This window comes from Hymenobacter rigui, from assembly GCF_003944715.1.
In the GTDB taxonomy this organism is placed as follows: domain Bacteria; phylum Bacteroidota; class Bacteroidia; order Cytophagales; family Hymenobacteraceae; genus Hymenobacter; species Hymenobacter rigui.
The window spans coordinates 1-24171 of sequence record NZ_RWIT01000023.1 but is presented as its reverse complement, the minus strand read 5'-3'; the positions used below and the strand labels follow the sequence as shown (position 1 = coordinate 24171).

The window sequence follows — 24171 nt, the reverse complement described above, 5'->3', positions numbered from 1 at the left end:
AAAGGTTCGTCATGCAGGGTGCTAAAATGATGCCAAGCTGATGGCAGGGCCGGCGGCTTCGCCGAATGGGTAATTCTGCGCCACCAAGTTAGGTAAAACGTGGGCGTTTCGCTGTAGCCGGCCTATCTTTGCCCTCATGAACAAACAGGTATTGCTGGTAATTCTGGACGGCTGGGGGCTGGCGCAGAATAAAGAGGTTTCGGCTATTGACCAGGCTCGTACGCCATTTGTCGATTCGCTGTTTCAGCGCTTCCCGCACAGCAAACTCCAGGCATCCGGTGAGGCCGTAGGCCTGCCTGACGGGCAGATGGGCAACTCCGAGGTGGGCCACATGAACATTGGGGCCGGCCGCGTAGTGTACCAGGATCTGGTGCGCATCAATAAGGCTATCCGGGAGCGGAAGCTGGCCGGTATGCCCGCGCTGATGAAGGCTTTCGAGTATGCCCGCCTCAACAACAAGCCGGTGCACCTGATGGGCCTGCTCTCCGATGGGGGCGTCCACTCCCATATCGAACACCTGAAAGCCCTGTGCACCATTGCCCACGACCAGGACGTGCACAACGTGTTCATTCATGCCTTCACCGATGGCCGCGACACCGACCCCAAGGGTGGCGTGAGCTACGTGAACGACCTGGAGCAGCACCTGCAGCGCGGGGCCAGCGGCCGGATTGCCTCCATTGTGGGCCGCTACTACGCCATGGACCGTGACAACCGCTGGGAGCGGGTGAAGCTGGCCTACGACCTGCTGGTGAACGGCAAGGGTGCGCCTTCGCAGAACCTGATTCAGAGCATGCTGGACTCGTACAAGGAAGGCGTGACGGATGAGTTTTTGAAGCCGATTGTGAAAACCGGAGCCGACGGCCAGCCGCTGACCACCATTCAGGAAGGCGACGTGGTGCTGTGCTTCAACTTCCGCACCGACCGGGGCCGGGAAATCACGCAGGCGCTTACCCAGCAGGATTTCCACGCCTTCGAGATGCACCGCCTGAACCTGCACTACCTCACCATGACCAACTACGACGCCACCTTTACCGGCGTCACGCCCATCTTCGAGAAGGATAACTTGGAAGAAACCCTGGGCGAGGTGCTGGCCGCGCACGGCAAAACCCAGATCCGTATTGCTGAAACCGAGAAGTACCCACACGTGACGTTCTTCTTCTCGGGGGGCCGGGAGGTGGAGTTTGGCGGGGAGAAGCGCATTATGCGCAACTCGCCCAAAGTAGCCACTTACGATCTGCAGCCCGAAATGAGTGCCTACGAGCTGCGCGACGCCCTGGTGCCGGAGCTGCAGGCCAAAACCACGGATTTTGTGGTGCTCAACTTCGCCAACACCGATATGGTGGGCCACACCGGCGTGTTTGAGGCTGCCGTGAAGGCTGCCGAGGCCGTGGATGAGTGCGCCAAAGGGGTAATTGAGGCCGCGCTGGCCTCCGATTATGCCTGCATCATCATTGCCGACCACGGCAACGCCGACATGATGATTAACCCCGATGGCTCGCCCAACACGGCCCATACTACCAACCTGGTGCCCTGCATTCTGGCCAGCAATGACTACACCGGAGCCGTAGCCGATGGCAAGCTGGGCGACATTGCTCCCACCGTGCTGGAGCTGATGGGTATTCCGCAACCCGAGGCTATGAGCGGCCAAAGCCTGCTCCGCCCGGAAACTACTCCGAATGCATAAGTACACGCCGGTACTGCTGGGCGGGTTGCTGGGGCTGGCGGCATGCGGCTCCGGCGACACGGCCACCGTACGCCCGAATCCGGCCAACCACAAGCCGGCTTACTTTGATTTGCCTGGCTTCCTGGAACAGCAAAGCCAGCAGTTGAACCAGCAGCAGCCAGCCGTGGAAAAGCAGGTACTGCTGCGCGACGGCAAGCAGGAAACCACCCGCGTCCCAAAAACCGACTGGGCCAAGGAGCTACAGATTTTTCAGCAGGCCGATATCAACAAGCCCGCCCTGCGCGGCCTGTATGCCGTCGACTCTATGACCCTGCCTTCCGGCCTGCTCCAGCGCACGTACCGCCGCCAATCCGGCACCGACCACCCGGTGGAAAAACTCACCGTGATTAGCCGGGATTCTATGGTACAGGATGTTACCGCTATGGTAGCCCAGGACAATCCACTGGTGTATTCAGCCAAAGCCCTGGAGCTGCATTGCCAGAACGGCCGGCTGGTTAGCTATTCGGTGAACGGCGTGCAGAAGCTGATTCTGTTTGACTCCGTGCGGTACGCGGTGCGGGGACGGGTGCTATAAACCGCTAATCCACGTACGGCTCCACGTGTACCGTGCTAAGGCGGCCACTCTGGTACACGACCGACACGTAATTGGTCCGCTCTGAGTCACCGATGCGCACTTTATCGATGGTAGTGGCGGCGGGGCGGTGGGCTTTAGCCAGGCGGGTACGCAGGCGGCGGCCGTACACCGGCTCGAAATTCACTACGACGGCATCGCGCAGCAGGTCCTTTTCCGGCGCCCGGTAAAACTCGAAGATGTTTCCTTGATGCCGCACCAGCAGAATGGTATCCACCTGGCCGGCCTCATAGAGGTTGCGGTACGGTTTGCGCGCTACTATTCGGCCACCATTGCGGAGTAATTCCTGCACCGTCGGCTCCTCGCCAAATGGCTGCCCGGCCAACGAATCATTGGTAAGCCGGACTTGCCGCGTAGCCAAAGGCGGTGCGGCGGGCCGGGTAGCACGCGTAACCTGGGCAGCAGGCTTGCGGCTGGCTGCTTTGCCGGTTTCCGGTCCTGAACCGGGCACACCCAGCCACAGCGCCACGTACAACGACGCAGCAGTGGCAGCTTTTACGGCAGAAATCAGGAGGACGACAGGCATTCTGGCTTTTTTCAACCCTATACGCGAAAGTCAGGCCAGCGGCTTGTTCTCAGCGGAATATTTCGCTCAGCCTGTGGCGGTTGCCGGCCCAATCCGGCCTATTGCCCCATCAGCGTAGCCAGCACCCAGCGGCGGCCGCCGTGGTTACGGTGCTCCCCCAGATAAATACCCTGCCAGGTGCCCAGGGCCAGCTCTCCGCGCATAATAGGCACCTGCACCGCGTGCCCCAGCAGACTGGCCTTGAGGTGGGCCGGCATATCATCAGGCCCTTCCATGGTATGCCGAAAATAGGGTGCATTTTCGGGTGCCAAGCGGTTGAAAAACTGCTCGAAATCGTGCCGCACGGTGGGGTCGGCGTTTTCGTTGATGCTCAGGCTGGCGGAGGTATGCTGAATAAAAAACTGCGCCGTGCCCACCTGAATCTGCTCCAGTTCCGGCAGCTCGGCCACCAGCAGATCGGTAATCAGATGAAAGCCCCGGCTTACGGCCGGCAGCCGCAGGCGTTTCTGGATGAAGTGCATGGGTTAGTGTGGTAGTGAGTAAAAAGTAAGGAGTAATGAGACATTCGCCCGACAGCCAAAGAAAAGATCAGTAGAATAAACGTCTCATTACTCCGTACTTTCTACTCACTACGCCCCTACGGATTCACACGCTCGTAGGCTCCAATATCCGGGGTGGTAGAGTTGCGGGAGCGGTTCAGCAAGTCGCGGGTCAGGCCGGGCAGGGGCACGGCTTTGTTGCTGGCAGGCGAGAGGGTGTCGAGCTGGAAATCCAGGGTTTTGCCCCGGAACCGCAGCGGGGTACTCTTGAACAGGTAGCCCGGGCCTTCGGTGGGGTTCAGAATATTGCCGTTTTTGCGCTGGCCCAGCGTAGCCGTGTTGTCGTACTTCTTGGTTTTCAGTACGCTGCTACTGATGCTGATATTGCCCGCGTACTGTTCCCCATCCACAAACTCCAGCTCCTCCCCTTCCCGCATCGAGCCCCACACGATGGAGTTGCGCATCGTCAGGCTGGGAGCCGCCGTTTTTACCTGGTTGTTGATTTTGAGGGAGGAGGCCAAAATGACCGACGGAGTCAGCCGATTAGCCAGCGTGGTGTAGTTGGCAATGGTGCAGTAATCCAGCTGCAGACTGCTTCCCAACAGCCCTTCCACGGCATATTGCTCACAATTGGCCATCAGTACGTTACGGGCCGTGAAGTTACCCGATAGGGCCAGTAGTGCCGCTCCGTCCAGCGCAATTTGTACGCCGGCGTTGGTGAAGGCCTGTTTGGCGCTGCTGATGTTCTGAATGACTGAGTTTTCTACCGTCACGCTCGGAAACGGGCGCAATATTTTGGGGTTGAGCACCAGCAGCCCAAAGGCACTGTTCTTGATTTCAGTAAAGCGAACCACGTTGTCGCGGCTGCTCGACAGGAACCAGATGCCGCCCCACTGGCCCGGCGTATCCTGGTACTGCTCCTCGCGCCGGTCGGCTTGGAAACGCACGAAGTTGCGGTCCGTGGGTTTCAGCTCGGCGGTGGGCCGGAAGTCGGCATTGCAGCGCAGGGTGCCACCCACCAGCAGGGCCGCGCCGGCGTGGCTATAGATGCGGGTGCCCGGCTCAATGGTCAGCGTCACGAGCGAATCCACGAAGGCGTAGTCGAAAATGACGTGGGGCTTATCGGCCTTCCAGATGGTATTGCGGCGGATTTCTTCCTGATTGTGGAAGTAGGCGTTCTGGCCGTAGCTGAGCACTTTTACCACCTGCTCGTTGCCATTGGTGCGGAATTTCAGGTCATCCACCACCAGAAACGGCTTGAGGTCGGAGGGCGTGGGGTCGATGGTGGCGCGCACCAGTACCAGCAGGCTGTCCTTGCCCCGGATTTCTACGTCGCGGGCTGTGAGCGTGGGCTCCCCGTTCACCAGCAGGCTGTACGTTACGCCGGGCCGATTCTGCAGGCTGATTTCCGACACCCGCACGGCACGGGCGTTGCGGTTGTACACCCACAGCCGCTTGCTCACAGTGCCCACCGAGGTGAATACCGTGTCAAACTTCACCGTGTCCTGGGTAAACTCCAGCCGGGCGCTGCTGTCGGTGGTGATGATGTCCTCCTTGGGCTCGCAGCCGGGCAGCAGCACCACCAGGAACGAGAGCAGCAGGACAAGCGGAAGTAGGTAGTAACGCATGCTTTAGCTTGCGCCGATTGGGTAGCTACGGCGGTGAATACAACAACTTCAAACGCAAACTGCCCCACCCGGATTGCATCAGGCGGGGCAGTTCCGGAAACAAGCTACAGCTTGTTCTACAGTTCTACGCTTATCCTACGCCTTCCTGCAGGCGCTCGGCGCTTTCGGCAATACGCAGCTGCTCCACAAACTCGTCGATGTTGCCGTCCATTACCGACGACAGGTTGTACACCGTGAGGCCGATGCGGTGGTCGGTTACGCGACCTTGGGGGTAGTTGTAGGTGCGGATTTTGTCCGACCGGTCGCCGCCGCCAATCATGCTCTTGCGGGCCGCACCTTCGGCTTCGTTCTTTTTGGCCAGCTCAATTTCGTAGAGGCGCGAGCGAAGTACCTGCAGGGCCTTATCAAAGTTCTTGAGCTGCGACTTCTGATCCTGGCACTGAGCCACGATGCCGGTGGGCAAGTGGGTGAGGCGCACGGCCGAGTAGGTGGTGTTTACCGACTGCCCGCCGGGGCCCGACGACATGAACAGGTCTTTGCGCACCTCGTTCATATCAATCTGCACGTCCAGCTCCTCGGCCTCGGGCATTACTACAATAGAAGCTACCGAGGTGTGAATGCGACCCTGGGTTTCGGTGGCTGGCACGCGCTGCACGCGGTGCACCCCCGATTCGAACTTGAGCTTGCCGTACACGTCCTCGCCCTTCACGGCCAGGATAATTTCCTTGTAGCCGCCCGACGTGCCCTCGGTGGCGTCTACCAATTCCATTTTCCAGTTCTGCTTTTCGGCGAAGCGCATGTACATACGCTGCAGGTCGCCGGCAAAAATAGCCGCCTCATCCCCCCCGGCCCCGGCCCGGATTTCCATGATGATGTCCTTGCTGTCGTTGGGGTCTTTGGGGATAAGCAGCTCTTTGATAACGGCTTCCAGGCGCTCCTGCTCGGGGTAGAGCGTTTCCAGCTCGTCCTTGGCCATCTGGCGGAAGTCCTCGTCCTTTTCGTTGGCAATGACCTCCTTGGCGCCTTCGATGTTGGCCAGCACGTTCTGGTAGGCCTTGTACTCGGTCACGATTTTGCCGAGGTCCTTGTATTCCTTATTGAGGGCCTTGAAGCGTTTCATGTCGCTCATGGCTTCGGGTTGGGTGAGCTGCTCGCTCACGTCCTCAAAGCGCTGTTGGATGGCCTCCAGTTTATCTAGCATCTTGCCTTCAGAAAATGTATGGGGAGTGCAAAGGTACGGAAACGAAGTCGTTGGTAAATAAGCAGGAAGTATCCGACGGCGCCGATGCGGGCGGAACCGCTAGAACTGGTGTAGAGACGCGACACTTCGCGTCTTCTCGGTGAACGACCAACCCCATACCTATCAAACAACATTGGCAATCCTGAGACGCGAAGTGTCGCGTCTCTACACCAATTCTGCGGTTCGTATCATTCGGTAGAAATCGTAAATAATTCTGTTCCGGAAATGCGGGCCGTTTGGAATAATTCCTACTTTGGCCAGCGTTAATCTCCTCAGGTATATGGTCCGGCCCGGTGCTGCTCCTGCTTTTTACCCCGCTTCGCCCCTCACTCTGATGGGTACCGGCACAACTATTACCACAACCCGCTAGAGCGGGCTGCGGAACTCCTTACCCTTCTGATTCGCCGCCCGCTTCGCCGGTACGCCTCCCGCCCAGGAGGCCCCGGGCCGAAAGCGGGTTTTTTTACGCCCATCACGCAACGACCTACTATGCAGATACTGAAATTCGGCGGCTCCTCCGTCGCCACGGCCGACAACATGCAGCGGGTACTCGACCTGGCCCAGGCCGCCGCCCGCCAGGCTCCCACCGTGGTGGTGGTATCGGCCCTGGGCGGCGTTACCGACCAGCTGATTGCGGCCGGCCGCCGCGCCGCCGCCCACGACGACTCCTACCGCCCCCTGCTGCGCGAGCTGGAGCAGCGCCACCTGGAGGCAGCCCGCGGCCTGCTGCCCATTGCCGGCCAGAGCGCCGTGCTGAGCCAGGTAAAAACCAGCTGCAACGAGCTGGAAAGCCTCTGCGACGGAATTTTTGCCCTGGGCGAGCTGTCGGCCCGCACCCTGGATAAGCTGGTGAGCTACGGCGAGCTGCTGTCGTCGCGGCTGGTGGCGGCAGGGCTGGCGGCCCGGGGAGCGGCCCACCAGTGGCTGGACAGCCGCCAGCTCATCCGCACCGATGCCCGCTACGGTCACGCCGCCGTAGATTTTGCCCGCACCAACCCGCTCATTCAGGCGGCCGCGACGGGCGAGGTGCCGCTGTACGTGGCCCCCGGTTTTGTGGCCGCCGCCCCCGACGGCAGCACCACCACCCTGGGCCGCGGCGGCTCCGACTACACGGCGGCCATCTTTGCCGGGGCGCTGGGCGCGTCCACGCTGGAAATCTGGACCGACGTGAGCGGCATGATGACGGCCGACCCGCGCCTAGTGCGCGCGGCCCGGCCCATCCCGCGCATCAGCTACCAGGAGGCCATGGAACTCTCGCACTTCGGGGCCAAGGTGCTGTACCCGCCCACCATTCAGCCGGTCATGCGGGCCGGTATTCCGCTCTGGATCAAGAACACCTTCGCCCCCACCGACGCGGGTACGCTGGTGGAAGTTGCCCCGCCGGCCAACCAGGAATTTGTGCGGGGTATTTCCAGCATCGGGCCCATTTCCTTGCTGCGGCTGGAAGGCAGCGGCATGGTGGGCGTGCCGGGCTTTTCCAGGCGGTTGTTTGCGGCCCTGGCCCAGGAGCAGGTCAACGTGGTGCTCATCACCCAAAGCTCCTCCGAGCACTCCATCTGCGTAGCCGTGAGCACCCCCGATGCCGACCGGGCCCAGCAGGCTGCCGACCAGGAGTTTGCCGCCGAAATCGGCCGCGGCCTGCTCGACCCGCTCGACCGGGAGGATGAGCTGGCCGTGGTGGCGCTGGTGGGCGAGCAGATGAAAAACCACCCCGGCATCAGCGGACGGCTGTTTGGGGCGCTGGGCCAGAACGGGGTGAACATCCGGGCCATTGCCCAGGGCTCATCAGAGAAGAATATTTCTACCGTTATCCGCCAGCAGGACGTGCGCAAGGCCATCAACGTGCTGCACGAAACCTTCTTCGAGGCCACTACCCGGCAGGTGAACGTGGTGGTGGCGGGCGTGGGCAACGTGGGCCGCAAGCTGCTGGAGCAGCTGCAGCGCCAGCAGCCCTGGCTGCGCGAGAAGCTGCGCCTGCACCTGCGGGTGGTGGGCTTGGCCAACAGCCGGCAGTTTGTGCTGGATGAGGACGGCCTCGACCTGGCCAACTGGGAAGCGGCCCTGGCCGCCGGCCCGACCCTGGACCTGCCCCGCCTTACCGACGAGCTGCTGGCCCTGAACCTGCGCAACACGGTGTTCGTGGACGTGACGGCCAGCGCCGACGTGGCCCAGGTGTACGAGCAGCTGCTGGCCCGCTCGGTGGCGGTGGTGGCCTGCAACAAGGTAGCGGCCTCGGCCGAATACGCGCGGTACGCCCGCCTCAAAAGCCTGGCCCAGGAGTTCAACACCCAGTTTCTGTTTGAAACCAACGTGGGCGCGGGCCTGCCCATCATCGGTACGCTGGGCGACCTGCTGCGCAGCGGCGACGAGGTGCAGCGCATGCAGGCGGTACTGTCGGGCACGCTCAACTTTGTGTTCAATAACTACGACGGCACCCGGCCCTTTGCTGAGGTGGTGCGCCAGGCCCAGCAGGAAGGCTACACCGAGCCCGACCCCCGCCTCGACCTGACCGGCGTGGACGTGGCCCGCAAAATCCTGATTCTGGCCCGGGAAGCCGGCCACCCGCTGGAAATGCCCGACGTGCAGAACGACTCCTTCCTGCCCGCCGCCTGCCTGGAAGGCGACGTGCCGGCCTTCTACGAGCAGCTGGCCGCCCACGAGTCGCACTTCCGCCGCCTCTACGACGAAGCCGCCGCCCAAGGCTGCAAGCTCCGCTTCGTGGCGAGCTTTGAAGAAGGCCGGGCCCGGGTGGGCCTTCAGCAGGTAGCCCCCGGCCACGACCTATACAGCCTGCAGGGCAAGGACAACGCCGTGCTGTTCTTCACCAACCGCTACGTAGAGCAACCCCTGGTCATTAAAGGCGCCGGCGCCGGGGCCGAAGTAACTGCCTCCGGGGTATTTGCCGATGTGTTGCGGGCCGCACATTGACCCCACCCCCGGCCCCTCCCCTCCGGGAGAGGGGTGCGTGCAACAAATCAGGAGTTTAACTCGCGTCTGGCACCCCTCTCCAGGAGGATTCTGCGCATCAAGCAGAGTAGGCCGAGGATGGGGTCCTCGTTGACACTGCTTCCTTCCATTAGTTCTTACCTATCAACATGCCGCTTTCCACTAACACCGTCTCTCTCCTTGCCCCGGCTACCGTGGCCAACGTGGTGTGCGGATTTGACGTGCTGGGGTTTGCCCTGCACGAGCCCAACGACGAAATGCACCTGCGCCTGACCGACGAGCCGGGGGTGCGCATTCTGAATGAGGATGACTTTGGCCTGCCTACTGAACCCGCCCGCAACGTAGCGGGGGCAGCGCTGCTGGCCATGCTGCGGGCCGTGCCCGAGGTAACAGGCGTGGAGGTGCGCATTCGCAAGCACATCAGGCCGGGCAGCGGCATCGGGAGCAGCGCGGCCAGCGCGGCGGGGGCCGTGGTGGGGCTGAACCACCTGCTGGGCAACCGATTCACCCGGGCCGAGCTGGTGGAGTTTGCCATGTACGGCGAGGAAGTGGCCTCCGGCGTGCGCCACGCCGACAACATTGCCCCAGCCATCTACGGCGGCGTCACGCTCATCCGCTCCACCACGCCCGCCCCCGACGTGGTGCCGCTGGATGCCCCGCCGTTGTTCGTGACGGTGGTGCACCCCCAGATTGAAGTAAAAACCTCCGACGCCCGCCAGATTCTGAAGCAGCAGGTGCCTTTGCGCGACGCCGTGCGGCAGTGGGGCAACGTGGGCGCGCTGGTGGCCGGCCTGCTCAAACACGATTACGCCCTCATCGGCCGGGCCCTGGAAGACGTGATTGTGGAGCCCGTGCGCAGCATTTTGATTCCGGGGTTTGAGCAGGTAAAGAGCGGCAGCCGCGCCGCCGGGGCGCTGGGCGGCGGCATTTCCGGCTCGGGCCCCTCCCTGTTCATGCTCAGTCAGCACGAAGCCACCGCCCAGGCCGTGGCCGAGGTGATGCGCACGACCTACGAGCAGCTGGGCCTGGATTACTACGTGTACCAAACGACAATCAACACAACCGGCTGCCGGATTCTGCCCGCCTGATGCCTGCCTGATGTAGAGACGCGACACTTCGCGTCTCGTCATTGAACGACCCGAACTTGCGCCAACCAAACAACATCAGCAACGAGCAGACGCGAAGCGTTGCGTCTCTACATCGGCCTTCACCACTCAACCGCCATGCATTACTATAGCCTCAACCGCCAATCGGAGCCCGTTGATTTTCGGACGGCGGCCGTGGCGGGACAGGCCCCGGACGGGGGCCTGTACTTCCCCGAAACCATTCCGCGCTTCCCGGCCGACTTCCTAGCTCAGCTGCCCCACCTGACGCCGGCCGAGCTGGCCCTGACTGTCCTGCGGCCCTACGTGGGCAGCGCCATTCCGGAGCCGGAGCTGGCCCGCATCTGCGCCGAAACTGTGGATTTCCCGCTGCCCGTGGTGCCCGTGACGGACCGCATCAGCGCGCTGGAGCTGTTTCACGGGCCCACGCTGGCGTTTAAGGACGTGGGGGCGCGGTTCATGAGCCGCTGCCTGGGCTACTTCTCCCGCCACGAAACCCGGCCCGTTACGGTGCTGGTGGCTACCTCCGGCGACACCGGCGGGGCCGTGGCCAGCGGGTTTCTGGGCGTGCCGGGCGTAGAGGTGGTGATTCTGTATCCGCAGGGCCGAGTGAGTCCGGTGCAGGAGCAGCAGCTCACGGCGCTGGGCCAGAACATCCGGGCCCTGGAGGTGCGCGGCAACTTCGACGACTGCCAGCGGCTGGTGAAGCAGGCCTTCCGCGACGACGCGTTGCGGCAGCGGCGGCAGCTCACCTCGGCCAACTCCATCAACGTGGCCCGCTGGCTGCCCCAGCAGGTCTACTACGTGGCGGCACTGGCCCAGTGGCCCCACGCGCACCCACCGGTGGTGGCCGTGCCCAGCGGCAACTTCGGCAACCTGTGCGCCGGGCTGCTGGCCTACGCCTCGGGGCTGCCGGTGGCCCACTTCGTGGCCGCCTGCAACCAGAACGACGCCGTGCCCCGCTACCTGCAGTCGGGCCAGTACGCGGCCCAGCCGGCCGTGGCTACCCTTTCCAACGCCATGGACGTGGGCGACCCGAGCAACTTCGGCCGCATTCTGGAGCTGTTCGGGCACCAGTACCCGGTGCTGCGTGAGTTGCTGAGCGGCTACACCGTTTCGGACGCCGACACCACGGCCACCATTGCCCGGGTGTTCCAAGAAACCGGCTACGTGCTCGATCCGCATGGGGCCGTGGCTTACTTTGCGCTGGAGGAGTATCTGCGCCACCACCCGGCGCAGCGCGGTCTGTTCCTCGAAACCGCTCACCCGGTGAAGTTCCCTGAAGCAGTGGAAGCCGCCACCGGCCATCCGGTGCCGCTGCCCGCCGAACTGGCAGACCTCATGCGCCGGCCTAAACAAAGTATCCTACTGGAGCCAGAATACGACGCCTTACGGACATATTTGTGGGAGTAAATGCGTTGTTGGCTGTTACTATATCCGTCATCCTGAGCGGCCCGAAGGACCTTATCACGTTGGAACGCCCTGTTTGAGAGTCAACCAAACGTGATAAGGTCCTTCGGGCCGCTCAGGATGACAGGTAATTTCTCTATTCCCCCCTCCCATGCGCCCACTTCTTTGCTCCTTTCTGCTTCTACCCCTGCTGGCGGCCTGCCGGCCCGATCAGGTGGAACACCTCAGCAACACCAAGGAGCTGGCCGTGGAGGCAGCGAACTGGGAGGTAAAGCGCATCATGCCCGCCGACTTGCTGCGGGCTACCCGCTGGGCCGGCGACTCGCTCACACGCACTGCCGAGCGGGAATTGCGCACGGTGCTGGCCCAGAAGCTGCAGGAAGGTGGCGTAGCCGCGGCCCTGCCCTATTGTCACCCCGAACGGTTACCCGTTACCGATTCGCTGGCTAAGGTGCTACAGGCAACGCTCCGCCGTGTCTCGAGCCGCCCCCGTAACCCTGCCAACCAGGCCACGCTATCTGCGGCCGAGCTGAACCCCGCCGACACAACCCGCCGAGTGGCCCGCCCCGGGGCTGAGGAGTTTACCTACCAGCGCCCTCTAGTGCTGAACGACCAGCTGTGTCTGCGCTGCCACGGCACCGTGGGCCAGGATATTGCCGCCGCCGATTACCCACTTATTAAACAGCAGTTTCTGCAGGATCAGGCCACCGGCTACCAGCTGGGCCAAGCCATGGGCGTGTGGCGCGTGAGCCTGCAGCGTCCCGGCGTGGCCGAGTTCTGGACGATGAAAACCCGCAAGGTGATGAAGAAGCGTAAGCCGCTGTTTTAACGCTTCATGACGCTGCTCTCTACCGAAACACTTGCCCAGGCTCATCGGGCCGTTCAGCGCGGCGAGTATTTTCATACCGACGAAACGCTGCTGCTGGGCTTGCCCATACTGGAGCCGTTTGCTACCCTCGCTGATACCTCTTTCTTTTCAATATCGAGTATCAAAAGCGTATTCCCTCAGGAGCAGCCCGCTATAGGTAGCTTGCTGTTGACGCCGGAAGCTCTTTACCTGAAGCTAGGCGAGCAGGCTGAACAGTTGATAGTGGATGGCTATACGCCGCTTCGGCTTACCATTGCCGAGCCGGAGGTTACCCCACTTGACACCAGCCTATTTCCGAGCCGCATACAAGCCAGTAACTATATCCAGGCTGGTTCCTGGCATACGTATTCCTTTCGGCTGCGCCACCAGCGGGAGCAACAGCGCCTGATTCAACTGCTGCACTGCTGGTATGAGCAGCGCATTCCGCTGAAGGAATCATATGAGGGCCAGCGCACCTTCCTGCTCAACCCGACTATGAGCTACGAAGAAATCCAGGCATTTAAGCAGCGCTACGGCGTTACGCTGTACGGCTAGCCCAACCTTGCCGGTGGTTTTGCAGTTTGCTGTGGTATGAACACTGCCGACGCTACTCAACTTCCAGTTATTATTATCGGCGCGGGCCTAGCGGGCTTGTCGTGCGCTTGTTACCTGCACCGCGCCGGCCGGCCCGTACTGCTGCTCGAAGCAGCCGACGCCGTGGGCGGGCGCGTGCGCACCGACGTAACGCCCGACGGCTTCCGCCTCGACCGGGGCTTTCAGGTGCTGCTCACCCGTTACCCCGAGGTCGAGCGTCTCATCGACTACGGTGCCCTCAACCTGCAGGCATTCCGGTCCGGAGCCGTTATCAGGTTGCCCGATGGTCAGGAAACCACCTTGGTGAACCCGTTGCAGCAGCCCACCGCCGCCTTTTCGGCCCTTACATCCCGCATTGGCACCCTGCCCGATAAGCTCCGCATTGTGAGCATGGTGCAGCACGTGCGGCGCTTCACCAGTCAACAGCTCTTGAGCCGCAACTCCACCACCGCCCTTTCCACGCTGGAATTTCTGCGGCAGTATGGCTGGAGCGAGCAGATGATCAATAACTTCTTCCGCCCGTTCTTCGGGGGGGTGTTCCTAGACCGCACCCTGAGCACGGCGGCCAACTTCTTTGAGTTCGTGTTCAAGCAGTTTGTGGAAGGCGAAGCTACCCTGCCCGCCCTGGGTATGCAGCAGCTTCCCGAGCAGCTGGCCGCCCGCCTGCCCACCGGCAGCCTCCGCCTGAATACCCGGGTGCAATCCATCCAGGGTACCAGCGTGCAGCTGGCAAGCGGCGAAACCCTGACCGGCGCGGCCGTAGTAGTAGCCGTGGATGGCGAAGCCGCCCGCCACCTGCTCCCCGCTACTGACCAGCTTCCCACCGACCAACCTACTACCCGTTGGCGGCATACCACCTGCACGTACTTTGCCGCCCCCGCCGCCAAGGGCCGCCCCGATAAACTACTGCGGCTGAATGCTGCTTCCACGGGCCTGGCCCACAACGTGGCTTTCCCCTCGGATGTGGCCCCCGCCTACGCTCCAGCCGGCCAGCGGCTGGTATCGGTGAGCACCCACGGCGAGCATGGCCTCCCGGAAGAAGAACTGACGGCCCGGCTACAGCACGAGTTGCCGCAATGGTTCGGAGCCGAAGCGGCCCAATGGCGGCACCTGCGTACCTACCACATTCCGCACGCCTTACCCGAGTACCCAGCTGGCCAGGCTGCCCGCCAGTCGCTGCGCGTGGAGGACCGCCTGTTCCGCTGCGGCGACTACGCCGCTTACCCCTCCCTCAATGCCGCCTTAGCCTCGGGCCGCGAAGTAGCCGAGATGATTCTGGCCGGGTAATCCTGTACCCCGGCCCAGATGCCGTAAGTACGAGTACCCCGGAGTTGTGCTTCGTCCCGCGGTAAAAGGCAGATTTCCTCTTACGCGGGACGAAGCACAGCTCCGGGGTACTCGTACTTGTTGGCTCTAGGCTAAAATGCCAACTCCACCACCGCTGGGCAGTGGTCGGAGTGCACCACGTCGTGCAGCAGGTCGGCGTGGCGAATGTGGGGTACCAGGGCGTTGTCCACCAGCAGGTGGTCGAGGCGCCAGCCCACGTTGCGGGCGCGGGCCCCGGCCCGAAACGTCCACCACGAGTACCGGTCGGGCACGGGGCCGTGGTGGTGGCGGAACGAGTCGGTGAAGCCGTCGGCCAGGAAGTCCCGAAACCACTGCCGCTCCTCGGGCGTGAAGCCGGGGCTGTTCAGGTTGGTCTTGGCATTGCGAATATCAATTTCCTCCTGACAGCAGTTGTAGTCGCCGGCAATAACCAACGGGGGCACCCCGGCCCCCTGCAGCTCACGCACGTAGCGCCGGAAAAAGTGCAGCCACTCCACCTTAAACGCCTGCCGCTCGGGGCCGCTGGTGCCCGAGGGCATGTAGGTATTCAGCACCGAGCAGTGCTCGAAATTCAGCCGCAGCACCCGGCCTTCATCATCGTAGCAGCTCTGGCCGCAGCCTTCCACCACCGCCAGCGGTTTTTGCAGGCTGAAAGTGGCCACCCCGCTATATCCGGGCTTCTGAGCCGGGTGCAGGTAGGCGTGGTAGCCCAGCCCGGTCAGCGCCGACACGTCGAGCGGTTCCCGGCCGGCTTTGATTTCCTGCACGCACAGCACGTCAGGCCGGGTTTCGGCTACCCAATCGGCTAGTCCCTTGCCCATGGCCGAGCGGAAGCCGTTGAGGTTATAGGAAATGATCTTCACTTAGTCCTGCTCGTCGAAGTATTCCAGAATGTGCCACTTGAGCATGCGCTCCTGCTCCTTCAGGTTGCTGAATGGCAGCTGCTGCAACAGCCGGTAGTGGGGCCAGCCTTCCTCGTCCACGCGCTCCAGCTCGTAGTAGCCCGAAATGCTGAACAGCCGGCACGTGGCAATGTGCATCAGGTCCTGCTTCTGCTCCTTAGTGAAGGGACCAGCCCCCTGGCCCAGCTCCTGCACCCCAATCAGCAGCAACAGCGCGTTTAGGTCGGGCTTCTTGCCGAAGCGGATTCGCATGTCGTTCATCAGCTCCCACCAGCGCTGCTCAAACTGCGCCTCGGTTTCCTGCGGATCCAGCATTATGCCTCGTGCAGATGCTCGGGAGCCGGCGTGGCCGCCTCTTCTTTCAAAGCCTCCCAGTACTCCACCGCCCGGCGGAAGTGCGGAATTACAATGCTGCCCCCAATGAGGTTGGCAATGGCAAACACCTCGTACACTTCCTCGTCGGTGAGCTTCTCCTCGAAGCACTTGCCCAGATGGTATTTGATGCAGTCGTCGCAGCGCAGCACCATGGAGCAGGCCAGGCCCACAATTTCCTTGGTTTTGACGTTGAGGGCCCCCTCCTGGTAGGTGTTGGTATCGAGGTTGAAAAAACGCTTGATGACCTTATTATCGGCCGCCAGGATTTTTTCATTCATCCGCTGGCGGTAGTCATTAAATTCTGAAACGAGGCTCATCTGAAAAACCGGTTATGTATAAGGCAGGCAACGCTCCGGGCTATTCCGGAAGTCGGCTTTAAACCTTAAAATTAGGGAGAAGTTTCCCGGTCCCCACGGCCTGCCTGCTATTCCTACGGTATTCTGCCTACGTCCATGTTATTACCCGCCGTTTTATCCGATTTTGTTGGACTGCTTTTCCCGCGCGTGTGCCTCGCTTGTCAGGAGCCCTTGGCTCGCGGCGAAGACCACATCTGCACCAGTTGCCGCGCGCAATTGCCTTACACCGACTACCACCGCCTGCCCACCGAACAGAATCCGTTGGCGCGCCGCTTCTGGGGGAAACTCCCTGTTCAACATACGCTCAGTTACCTGCGCTTCCAGAAGCACGGTCGGGTCCAACATCTGCTGCATCAACTTAAATATCGGGGTCAGCAGGAAGTTGGCCGCATTTTGGGCCGCTGGTATGGGCAGGAACTGACGGAGGCCGGGCTGCGCGCCAGCTTCGACCTGATAGTGCCCGTACCGCTACACACCCGGAAACTGGCCCAGCGCGGCTACAACCAGGCCGACAGCTTTGCGGAGGGCTTGGCTGCCGGCCTAGGCGTGGTGTGGAAGGCCGAGGCATTGCGGCGCACTACCTACACCAATTCCCAAACTCGCAAAAACCGCATGCAACGCTGGGAAAACGTAGAAACGGTGTTTGAAGTGGCTAAACCGGAACTGGTGCGCGGCCAGCGCATTCTGGTGGTTGATGATGTATTGACCACCGGAGCCACACTTGAAGCCTGTGCGGCCGTGCTACTGGCCGCCGGAGCCTTGGAGGTCAGCATCGCTACCATTGCTACTGCCGACCGCTAGGCATTGCCTAGACAGATGCATTCCACTTTATTGACCGTACCGAAAACAGCAAAACGAAACAGGCCGCCCAGATTGGGCGGCCTGTTTCGTTTATCAGAATCGTCCGCGAAATCCGCGGAATATCCGTGTAATCAGTGGTCCTTATTTGTTGGAACCGGCGTTGATCATGGCGCACCGGAAACCGATGGTAGCCGTGGCCGAGTCTTCGGCCATGAAACGACGCGTACCGGGCGAGAGCCAGTAGGCTACATCGCGCCACGAGCCACCTTTGTACACGCGCACGTGGTCATCGATGAGCGACTGGTAGCCCTTCTTGTCGTATTTCTCCGAGGGGTCCAGGAAACCGTTCCGACGGAAGGGGTTCAGGTCTTCCACATCTTCGTACGACAGCGGACGGTAGATATCCTGCACCCACTCGTTCACGTTGCCCGACATGTTGTACAGGCCGTAGTCGTTGGGCGGATAGTTGTAGATATACTCCGTAATCATGGCACCGTCGTTCAACGAACCGGCAATACCGGCATAGTCACCACGGCCACGCTTGAAGTTAGCAAGGAACTGGCCCATGTTTTTGCCATAGGGGTTCCGCACCTGACGACCATCCCAAGGATAGATCCGCTTATTTTCCTGGTTTTCGTTGCCGGTTTCCTGCGTACCAATGAGGGCCTGAGCAGCATACTCCCACTCAGCCTCCGTGGGCAGACGGTAGTTCGGCAGCGTATTGCCGTTTTCGATGGCAATTTTGGTTCCGCCGCCGCCTTCCGAAGTGCCTTCAGCAGCATCGCCGCCTTTGTTCTTCTTCTTGCCGAACAGGCCACCGCCTTTGCTGCTGCCACTGTCTCCTTCGTCACTTTCGCCAGCCAGACGCTCGTTCACCTTGGCGGTGCGCCAGGTGCAATAGTCGTTGGCCTGCAGCCAGCTTACGCCAACTACCGGGAAATAACGGAAACCGGGATAACGCAGGTAGTAATCTACATAAGGGTCGTTGAACGACAGCTCACGTGCCCACACCGTCGTATCGGGCAGCGCCGACTGATAGAACTCCTCGGAGGAGTCCTTCCGCACGTAGTGCAGGTATTCCAGCCAGTGAATGTTGGCCACCTCGGCCTCGTCCATGTAGAAGGATGCCAGCGTTACGGTACGCTCCAGGTTGTCGTGGGTCATGGCAATGTCCTCTTCAGCTGACCCCAACACCGTGCGGCCACCTTCGATAAACACCAGACCGGGACCATCCGGAATGCCTTTGTAGTCAGACACCTTCATGCCTTCCTCGGTATTGTACTCAATGCCCGTGGTGGAGCTGTACTTACCGGGTTTGGTAGCCGTGGGCGGTCCGCCCTTACAAGCGGCCAGTGCGCAGGCTCCCACTACAGCAAAGCGCAGGTACTTGGAAAAATTCATGATCAAGTTGAAACTACCTGTTAGAAAAGCGTTTAGACAAGGCAAGTCGGCTGCAATAATACAAAATTTTAGAAGGCTGGGCAAGGAATTGTCGGGTAATTCCGGCGTTTTAGCCGGCGCCAGGCCGCTTCCAGCGAATCGAACTCCCGGAGTGCCAGGGAAATTTCGTGTGCGCCGCCCAAATCTGAGCTGAACTGGCTGAGGCTCATATCATAGCTGTAGCCCAACCGAAAGCTTCCTACGCTGACTCCGGCAATAGCCGTCAGAAGCTGCTGCGGTTGCAACGAACCCGGCAGTGGAACTCCCCGATACACAGCCCCTAAGGTGAGGGGTGTAGCCGTAAAGTACAAACCAGCCTCGGCCCGTTGGGAGCCCCCCTGCCGGGTATAGTTCACCACTGGCGCCAGACTTATTTCCCGATGTTCCTGCTTTATCGTAGTCCGTACGAAATACACCTTGTAGCCCCCCTGCAGGTTGAGCCGCAATGGTAATGTGGACTGCGTAATGAAACCTAAATCGGGCTGATTCAAATGATGCGCGGCTGCGCCCACCCAGAATCGGTCGGTGTACAGCAGGCTGCCTACGCCCGCCGTGACATAATGTACCGGCTTGTAATCGGCTACTTCCAGACTGTAGTCACGCGTTACTCCGTCATCCGAAAGCTGGTCGCCGAAAACCAGGTTGCCGTAACTCACCCGTTGCAGGCCATAGCTCACCGAAGCCCCACCACTCAGACTCAACTGCTCGTTCAGCCGCAGATGGTAGGCGTACACACCTCCGGCCTGAAAACGAGTATAGCCCACGCCGCCGGTCCGGTCATAGTTTACCAGTAATCCAGCGGCGCTGTGCTGGTCCCGAAATCGGTAGTCGGCGGCTAGTTGGCTGGTTTGAAAGGTGCCGGCCAGGGTCGGAAACTGATTGCGGTAGCTCAGCGTGATGCTGTAATCATCGAGCAGGCCGGCATACGCCGGATTTTGCTGCATGCGGTTGGCGTAGGGCTGGGCAAAGTAGAGATCTTGGGCCGACGCACTGGTGGCTCCGGCTACGCAGGCAGCTAGCAGCAGCCCCCGTTTCCGGAAGCGCAGGCGCTGACGCTGAGCATGCTGAACCTGACGTAAACCTCTCATAAGCTGCCACTATAACGGGTGAACCGCAGGCTTTGGTACGCGCTGGTTTGCCGCTACGCATCTAAAGTGGGATTTTCTTTCCTGATTTTCGGCACCAAGCACTGTGGCTGCCGCGTTTATAGCAACTTCTGGCCCGGTTTTTTACTCTTCCTGCCGGGCTTCCGGCTGGTTTCGTTCTACTTTTGCCAACTACCTTACCCGGCTGACTGCCACCTTTTTCCGCCGTCACGCCGGTTTCTGCTTCTCCCTTCCTCCTACCACTATGCGCAAATTCTTTGTCGGATTGCTGATTTTCCTGGTTCTGCTGGTAGCAGGCCTGGCCCTGGCCCCGGTACTGTTCAAGGATAAGATTAAAGCTGCTTTCGACCAGCAGCTGGCCCAGCGGGTGCGGGCCAAGGTGGAGTACGATCCGGCCAACGTGGACGTGACCCTGCTCAGCACCTTTCCCGACTTGGCTCTGCGTCTGAACCAGCTCCGCGTCATCGGCCAGGATTCCTTTTCCCGCGATACGCTGGCTTACCTGCCCGAAGTGCGGGTGGGCCTGGACTTGATGAGCGTGGTGCGTGGCAGCCAGATCAAAATCAAGAACATCACGCTGGAGCAGCCCGACCTGCATATTAAGGTGTTGAAAAGCGGCCGGGCCAACTGGGACGTGTACGTATCGGACTCGGCGGCGGCAGCCAAGGGGCAGGATACCACGGCCGTGAGCCTGGCTATTCAGGGCTGGCAGATCAACAACGGCCGCCTGCGCTACGAGGACCTGAGCATTCCCTTCGGCATGCAGCTGCGGGGCGTGAACCACTCGGGCTCTGGCGACTTCGAGCAGAACATCTTCGATATGGTCAGCCAGACCACCGCCGAGAGCTTCTCGATGCAGTACGACGGCACCGAATACGTAACCAACAAGCGCCTCGACGCCGACGTGACCCTGGCCATGAACCTGGACAAGATGTTGTTCACGTTCAAGGACAACAAGGTGAAGCTGAACGACTTTCCGGCCACCTTCCAGGGCACCATCGGGCTGCCCAATGACACCGACATCACCTACGACCTCACCTTCAAAGCCCTCGAAACCGACTTCAAAACCCTGCTGAGCCTGGTGCCCGGGGCCTACAATGCGCAGTTCAAAGACCTGAACGCCAGCGGCAAGGTAGCCTTTGATGGTTACTTTAAGGGGTTGCAGAACGACGTGAAGATGCCCGGCTACGGCGTGAACCTGCAGGTGAAGAACGGCAGCTTCAAGTACCCGCAACTGCCCCAGCAGGCCCGCAACATCAACGTGGACATGGTGGTGGATAACCCCTCGGGCTTTACCAACAACGTGAAGGTGAACGTGAAGCAATTTCACCTCGACCTGGGCACCAACCCCATCGACGGTAACGTGGCCATCGACGGACTGGAGCCGATGAAGGTGGACGGCCGCGTGAAAGCCAACGTGGACCTGGCCGAGATGATGAAGGTGTATCCCGTACAGGACCTATTGCTGCGCGGTAAGCTGTTCGTGGATGGCACGGCGAAGGGCGTGTACTCGAAAACCCAGATGCCCGTGGTGCAGGCTCGCCTGAACCTGACTAACGGCTACGTGAAGAGCAAGCAGTTCCCCGCCCCTATCGAGAACCTGACCCTCAACGGCACCGTCACGAACCCCACCGGCCAGCTGAACGACACCCGTGTGAGCATTCCGCAGTTCCGGATGCTGCTGGATGGCGAGCCGCTGGAAGGCCGCGTGGCCACCCAGGGCGTGGATAAGCTGGCCTTCGATACCGACGTGCACGGCACCGTGGACCTGACCAAGCTCACCCGCATCTTCCCGCTGCAGGGCATGACCGTAACGGGCCGCCTCACCGGCAACGTGGCTGCCAAGGGAAACATGGCCGACATCGAAGCCGGCCGCTATCAATCGGTAGTAGCCTCGGGCACGGTAAATGCCCGCAACGTTACCTACAAAAGCACCGACCTGCCCCAGGGCATGAAGGTGACCCAGGCTACGGCCACCTTCAACAATAACCAGATTGCCCTCCAGAACATGACCGGCTCGGTGGGCTCGTCGGATATTGCGGCCTCCGGCACCCTGTCCAACTACATGGGCTACCTGTTCACACCCGGACAGCCGTTGCGCGGCGCCCTCACCGTGAACAGCTCCCGCTTCAATGTAAACGAGTGGATGGTAGATGAAGTAAGCGGCCAGACCACTGCTACCGGCGGCACTGCCCCCACCACCGCCCAGGGCGTTCTGCAGATTCCCAAGTTCGTGGATCTGACCCTCAACTCTACCGTGGGCCAGGTGGTGTACGATAACCTGAAGCTGGATAACGTGAAAGGCACCGTCACGGTCCGTGACGAAACGGCCACGCTCTCCAACCTGACCTTCAACACCCTCGGCGGCGCGTTTGCCACCAACGGCAGCTACAGCAGCAAAAACCTAGCACACCCGAAATTTAACTTCGGACTCAATATCAAAAACCTCAACTTCCAGAACGCCTTTAAGGCCTTCAACTCCATCCGGACGCTGGTGCCGCTGGCCTCGCAGGTTGATGGCATCTTCTCCACCAACTTCAACGTGAGCGGCGAAATGGGCCCTGATATGATGCCCGTGTACAGCACCCTTACCGGTAAAGGGCTGTTTGAGGTGGTGCGAGCCGCCGTGGGCAACTCTACCGCCCTCAACCAGATCAGCAGCCTCACCCAGTTTCAGGAGTTGAAACGGCTGGTGGTGGAAAATAAGGATGTGGCCGCCGAGATGCTCAACGGCAACTTCATTGTAAAGCCTTTTGATTTCACTGTGGGCCAGATTAAGATGACCGTGGGCGGCTCCAGTAACGTGAACGGGAACCTCGAGTACGTTACGGCCCTAAACGTGCCCACCGGCCAGGTCGGCAACCAGCTTAACAGCAAGCTCACCCAGCTAACCGGCGTGCAGAACCTGAAAGGAACCGACCGTGTGACGCTGGGCCTCAACATCGGCGGCAGCATGAAAAACCCAGTGGTTAAGCTCACCACCGGCAGCGTGAAGGCCCAGGCTAAAGACCTCGTGCAGAACATCGTGCAGGCCAAGGTAGATGACGCCAAGCTTAAGCTACAGGCCCAGGCCAAAGTGGCCCAGGACAGCCTCCAGCGGGAGCTGCAGCGCAAGCAACAGGAGTTAACCCTCAAAGCCCAGCAGGAACTGGAAAAGAAGCGTCTCGAAGCGCAAGCCAAGCTGCAGGATAAAGCCAAGCAGGGCCTCAATAATCTCATCTTCGGTAAGCCCAAGCCTGCTGCAAAACCTGCCGAAACCCCGAAATCGGCTCCTGTACCCACCGAAGAGCCCAAAGTACCTACCAAAGCCGATAGTACGGGAACAGGGCAATAGGATTTTAGCATACGCGTTGAAGTGGTTCTACTTGGCCAGCTTCTTGCTACCCCAGACAGCTGATGCCTCATATAGGTGTCAGCTGTTCTTTTTTTCCCCAAACCGTTCTTCTCATGACTGTCTTTCGCCCCTTGGCTTACGCGCTTCTATCTGCTCCACTGTGGCTGGCCGCCTGTAGTAACGACAATGACTCTGCTGGTAACGCCAAACTGGAAGTACGCCTGATGGATGCTCCCGGTGATTTCCGGTCCGTGGTACTGGACGTGCGTCAGATTGAAGTGCACAAGCTGGATGAGGGCAACCCCGACGGCTGGCAGACGCTTCCCTTCCAGGCTCAAGCCATCAATGTAATGGAGTACGTCAATGGCCGGTCGGCGCTGCTAGTTAATACCGACTTCGCAGCCGGCGACCTGAAGGAGATTCGCTTGATACTCGGCCCCGGCAGCTACGTCATCGGCCGCGACGGTCAGCGCTATGATCTGAAAACACCCAGTGGCCAGACTTCAGGGGTGAAGCTCAAGCTGGATAAAGCCACGCTCCGCGACCGGGAAACCTATCAGCTCCTGCTGGACTTCGACGTAGCCAAGTCCATTGTGGAGCGCGGCAACTGGAACCCCATCAATGACAAGAAAGAGCGGTATCTGCTCAAACCCGTGGTACGAGTAGTTGCTCAGGATATTAAAGGAGGTCTACGTGGCACAGTAGCACCGGCCGCCGCGCTACCGCAGGTGCTGGCCATTCGCTCATCCATTACTACACCCGATACATTCAGTACCACCGCCGATGCATCCGGCGCATTTCAGCTCTATGCCCTACCCTCCGGCACTTACCGCGTAGAATTCTATCCTACAACCGCCGCCCCAACCGGCCAGCCGGTCTACAAACCCAAAATCCTCACAGGAATTACCGTGGTGAATGATCAAAGCACTAACATAGGTCAGGTATCATTGAATTAGAAAAGTATTGGCTGTAGCAGTATTTCTTTGACTGTATTGAAAACAGCACCACGAAAAAGGTCCGCACTACATTTAGGTAGTGCGGACCTTTTTCGTGGTACCACTTGGTAACTGGCTTTGTGGTGGTACTACCTAAAGCTATTCCCACTTCCTCGGATAGTACTTCTCGCGCTGTCTTCGATCTACTAACCAATAATGAGCCCATTAACCCGGCATTCCCTATACCAGTTAGAAGACCGCGCAATGTGGCAAATATAATGATTGCAGCTACCTTCAACTCAAGCGTAAGAGCCCCAAGAACTACGCGGGTGGTCGTAGACAGCAAGCGGCCAGGCGCGCGGCGACCGTACCACCGGGGGGGTAAGGGAAGAGCCCCAAACGCAACACGCCCCGCGCATTCCCGGATGAGGGGAACGCCGCGGGGCGT

At 60.5% G+C, this 24171-nt stretch carries 20 protein-coding genes; 11 read left to right on the top strand and 9 right to left on the bottom strand.

The annotated features are described in order from the left end of the window. Positions 1-136: 136 nt before the first annotated feature. Both gpmI and EI291_RS21600 read left to right on the top strand, forming a co-directional pair. Positions 137-1684: a 2,3-bisphosphoglycerate-independent phosphoglycerate mutase gene (gpmI, locus tag EI291_RS21605; RefSeq protein WP_125424368.1), complete on the top strand. Its 1548-nt coding sequence runs from the start codon at positions 137-139 to the stop codon at positions 1682-1684. Beyond that, the gene (locus EI291_RS21600) at positions 1677-2258 is read left to right on the top strand and encodes a hypothetical protein (protein ID WP_125424367.1); all 582 of its coding nucleotides are present in this window, start codon (positions 1677-1679) and stop codon (positions 2256-2258) included. The genes gpmI and EI291_RS21600 overlap by 8 nt, the downstream gene beginning before the upstream one ends. Positions 2259-2262: 4 nt before the next feature. On the opposite strand, the gene EI291_RS21595 is transcribed toward EI291_RS21600, so the two are convergent. From EI291_RS21595 to prfA, 4 genes are all read right to left on the bottom strand, one after another. After that, on the bottom strand, positions 2263-2841 hold the full coding sequence (locus EI291_RS21595) for a PDDEXK family nuclease (RefSeq protein ID WP_125424366.1): 579 nt from the start codon (positions 2839-2841) through the stop codon (positions 2263-2265). A 98-nt stretch (positions 2842-2939) separates the two neighbouring features. After that, complete coding sequence (locus tag EI291_RS21590) at positions 2940-3362, bottom strand: secondary thiamine-phosphate synthase enzyme YjbQ (protein ID WP_125424365.1); 423 nt, start codon at positions 3360-3362, stop codon at positions 2940-2942. A gap of 116 nt (positions 3363-3478) precedes the next feature. Beyond that, entirely contained in the window at positions 3479-5008 is a 1530-nt protein-coding gene (locus EI291_RS21585) for a hypothetical protein (protein WP_125424364.1), read from the bottom strand. A 130-nt stretch (positions 5009-5138) separates the two neighbouring features. Then, complete coding sequence (gene prfA / locus EI291_RS21580) at positions 5139-6209, bottom strand: peptide chain release factor 1 (RefSeq protein WP_125424363.1); 1071 nt, start codon at positions 6207-6209, stop codon at positions 5139-5141. A 528-nt stretch (positions 6210-6737) separates the two neighbouring features. Between prfA and thrA the strand changes: the two genes are divergently transcribed. The 6 genes from thrA (at position 6738) to EI291_RS21550 (ending at position 14435) form a co-directional block, all read left to right on the top strand. Then, on the top strand, positions 6738-9176 hold the full coding sequence (gene thrA, locus EI291_RS21575; protein ID WP_125424362.1) for a bifunctional aspartate kinase/homoserine dehydrogenase I: 2439 nt from the start codon (positions 6738-6740) through the stop codon (positions 9174-9176). A gap of 167 nt (positions 9177-9343) precedes the next feature. Next, positions 9344-10282: a homoserine kinase gene (locus EI291_RS21570; RefSeq protein ID WP_125424361.1), complete on the top strand. Its 939-nt coding sequence runs from the start codon at positions 9344-9346 to the stop codon at positions 10280-10282. Positions 10283-10417: 135 nt separating this feature from the next. Beyond that, entirely contained in the window at positions 10418-11710 is a 1293-nt protein-coding gene (gene thrC, locus EI291_RS21565; RefSeq protein ID WP_125424360.1) for a threonine synthase, read from the top strand. Positions 11711-11858: 148 nt separating this feature from the next. After that, the gene (locus tag EI291_RS21560; protein WP_125424359.1) at positions 11859-12536 is read left to right on the top strand and encodes a c-type heme family protein; all 678 of its coding nucleotides are present in this window, start codon (positions 11859-11861) and stop codon (positions 12534-12536) included. A 6-nt stretch (positions 12537-12542) separates the two neighbouring features. After that, the gene (locus tag EI291_RS21555) at positions 12543-13109 is read left to right on the top strand and encodes a hypothetical protein (protein ID WP_125424358.1); all 567 of its coding nucleotides are present in this window, start codon (positions 12543-12545) and stop codon (positions 13107-13109) included. Positions 13110-13145: 36 nt separating this feature from the next. Beyond that, positions 13146-14435 carry a protoporphyrinogen/coproporphyrinogen oxidase gene (locus EI291_RS21550; RefSeq protein ID WP_125424357.1) on the top strand — a complete coding sequence of 430 codons (1290 nt, stop codon included), beginning with the start codon at positions 13146-13148 and terminating at the stop codon, positions 14433-14435. 131 nt (positions 14436-14566) lie between these two features. On the opposite strand, the gene EI291_RS21545 is transcribed toward EI291_RS21550, so the two are convergent. From EI291_RS21545 to EI291_RS21535, 3 genes are read right to left on the bottom strand one after another with little or no spacing between them, the layout of a single operon-like run. Beyond that, positions 14567-15337, bottom strand: a complete 771-nt coding sequence (locus EI291_RS21545) for an exodeoxyribonuclease III (protein ID WP_125424356.1) — start codon at positions 15335-15337, stop codon at positions 14567-14569. Beyond that, positions 15338-15691, bottom strand: coding sequence for a hypothetical protein (locus EI291_RS21540; RefSeq protein WP_125424355.1), 354 nt, complete (start codon positions 15689-15691; stop codon positions 15338-15340). It abuts the gene before it with no gap. Next, positions 15691-16068, bottom strand: a complete 378-nt coding sequence (locus EI291_RS21535; protein WP_125424354.1) for a carboxymuconolactone decarboxylase family protein — start codon at positions 16066-16068, stop codon at positions 15691-15693. The genes EI291_RS21540 and EI291_RS21535 overlap by 1 nt, the downstream gene beginning before the upstream one ends. Positions 16069-16203: 135 nt before the next feature. On the opposite strand from EI291_RS21535, the gene EI291_RS21530 reads away from it, so the two are divergent. After that, positions 16204-16908 carry a ComF family protein gene (locus EI291_RS21530; protein WP_125424353.1) on the top strand — a complete coding sequence of 235 codons (705 nt, stop codon included), beginning with the start codon at positions 16204-16206 and terminating at the stop codon, positions 16906-16908. Positions 16909-17049: 141 nt separating this feature from the next. On the opposite strand, the gene EI291_RS21525 is transcribed toward EI291_RS21530, so the two are convergent. Further along, complete coding sequence (locus EI291_RS21525; protein WP_205701650.1) at positions 17050-18309, bottom strand: SUMF1/EgtB/PvdO family nonheme iron enzyme; 1260 nt, start codon at positions 18307-18309, stop codon at positions 17050-17052. Positions 18310-18377: 68 nt separating this feature from the next. Further along, on the bottom strand, positions 18378-19436 hold the full coding sequence (locus EI291_RS21520) for a PorP/SprF family type IX secretion system membrane protein (RefSeq protein WP_125424352.1): 1059 nt from the start codon (positions 19434-19436) through the stop codon (positions 18378-18380). A 262-nt stretch (positions 19437-19698) separates the two neighbouring features. Between EI291_RS21520 and EI291_RS21515 the strand changes: the two genes are divergently transcribed. Together EI291_RS21515 and EI291_RS21510 are read left to right on the top strand one after the other, a co-directional pair. Then, a complete protein-coding gene (locus EI291_RS21515; protein WP_125424351.1) occupies positions 19699-22788 on the top strand; it encodes an AsmA family protein in 3090 nt (1029 codons plus the stop codon). Positions 22789-22901: 113 nt separating this feature from the next. After that, positions 22902-23744, top strand: a complete 843-nt coding sequence (locus EI291_RS21510; protein WP_170172757.1) for a DUF4382 domain-containing protein — start codon at positions 22902-22904, stop codon at positions 23742-23744. The last annotated feature ends 427 nt before the right edge of the window (positions 23745-24171 follow it).

What these genes read in the sequence shown, in the direction of transcription:
- gpmI (WP_125424368.1), top strand. Translation starts at nt 137, where the DNA reads ATGAACAAACAGGTATTGCTGGTAATTCTGGACGGCTGGGGGCTGGCG.
- EI291_RS21600 (WP_125424367.1), top strand. Translation starts at nt 1,677, where the DNA reads ATGCATAAGTACACGCCGGTACTGCTGGGCGGGTTGCTGGGGCTGGCG.
- EI291_RS21595 (WP_125424366.1), bottom strand. Translation starts at nt 2,841, where the DNA reads ATGCCTGTCGTCCTCCTGATTTCTGCCGTAAAAGCTGCCACTGCTGCG.
- EI291_RS21590 (WP_125424365.1), bottom strand. Translation starts at nt 3,362, where the DNA reads ATGCACTTCATCCAGAAACGCCTGCGGCTGCCGGCCGTAAGCCGGGGC.
- EI291_RS21585 (WP_125424364.1), bottom strand. Translation starts at nt 5,008, where the DNA reads ATGCGTTACTACCTACTTCCGCTTGTCCTGCTGCTCTCGTTCCTGGTG.
- prfA (WP_125424363.1), bottom strand. Translation starts at nt 6,209, where the DNA reads ATGCTAGATAAACTGGAGGCCATCCAACAGCGCTTTGAGGACGTGAGC.
- thrA (WP_125424362.1), top strand. Translation starts at nt 6,738, where the DNA reads ATGCAGATACTGAAATTCGGCGGCTCCTCCGTCGCCACGGCCGACAAC.
- EI291_RS21570 (WP_125424361.1), top strand. Translation starts at nt 9,344, where the DNA reads ATGCCGCTTTCCACTAACACCGTCTCTCTCCTTGCCCCGGCTACCGTG.
- thrC (WP_125424360.1), top strand. Translation starts at nt 10,418, where the DNA reads ATGCATTACTATAGCCTCAACCGCCAATCGGAGCCCGTTGATTTTCGG.
- EI291_RS21560 (WP_125424359.1), top strand. Translation starts at nt 11,859, where the DNA reads ATGCGCCCACTTCTTTGCTCCTTTCTGCTTCTACCCCTGCTGGCGGCC.
- EI291_RS21555 (WP_125424358.1), top strand. Translation starts at nt 12,543, where the DNA reads ATGACGCTGCTCTCTACCGAAACACTTGCCCAGGCTCATCGGGCCGTT.
- EI291_RS21550 (WP_125424357.1), top strand. Translation starts at nt 13,146, where the DNA reads ATGAACACTGCCGACGCTACTCAACTTCCAGTTATTATTATCGGCGCG.
- EI291_RS21540 (WP_125424355.1), bottom strand. Translation starts at nt 15,691, where the DNA reads ATGCTGGATCCGCAGGAAACCGAGGCGCAGTTTGAGCAGCGCTGGTGG.
- EI291_RS21535 (WP_125424354.1), bottom strand. Translation starts at nt 16,068, where the DNA reads ATGAGCCTCGTTTCAGAATTTAATGACTACCGCCAGCGGATGAATGAA.
- EI291_RS21530 (WP_125424353.1), top strand. Translation starts at nt 16,204, where the DNA reads ATGTTATTACCCGCCGTTTTATCCGATTTTGTTGGACTGCTTTTCCCG.
- EI291_RS21525 (WP_205701650.1), bottom strand. Translation starts at nt 18,309, where the DNA reads ATGAATTTTTCCAAGTACCTGCGCTTTGCTGTAGTGGGAGCCTGCGCA.
- EI291_RS21520 (WP_125424352.1), bottom strand. Translation starts at nt 19,436, where the DNA reads ATGAGAGGTTTACGTCAGGTTCAGCATGCTCAGCGTCAGCGCCTGCGC.
- EI291_RS21515 (WP_125424351.1), top strand. Translation starts at nt 19,699, where the DNA reads ATGCGCAAATTCTTTGTCGGATTGCTGATTTTCCTGGTTCTGCTGGTA.
- EI291_RS21510 (WP_170172757.1), top strand. Translation starts at nt 22,902, where the DNA reads ATGACTGTCTTTCGCCCCTTGGCTTACGCGCTTCTATCTGCTCCACTG.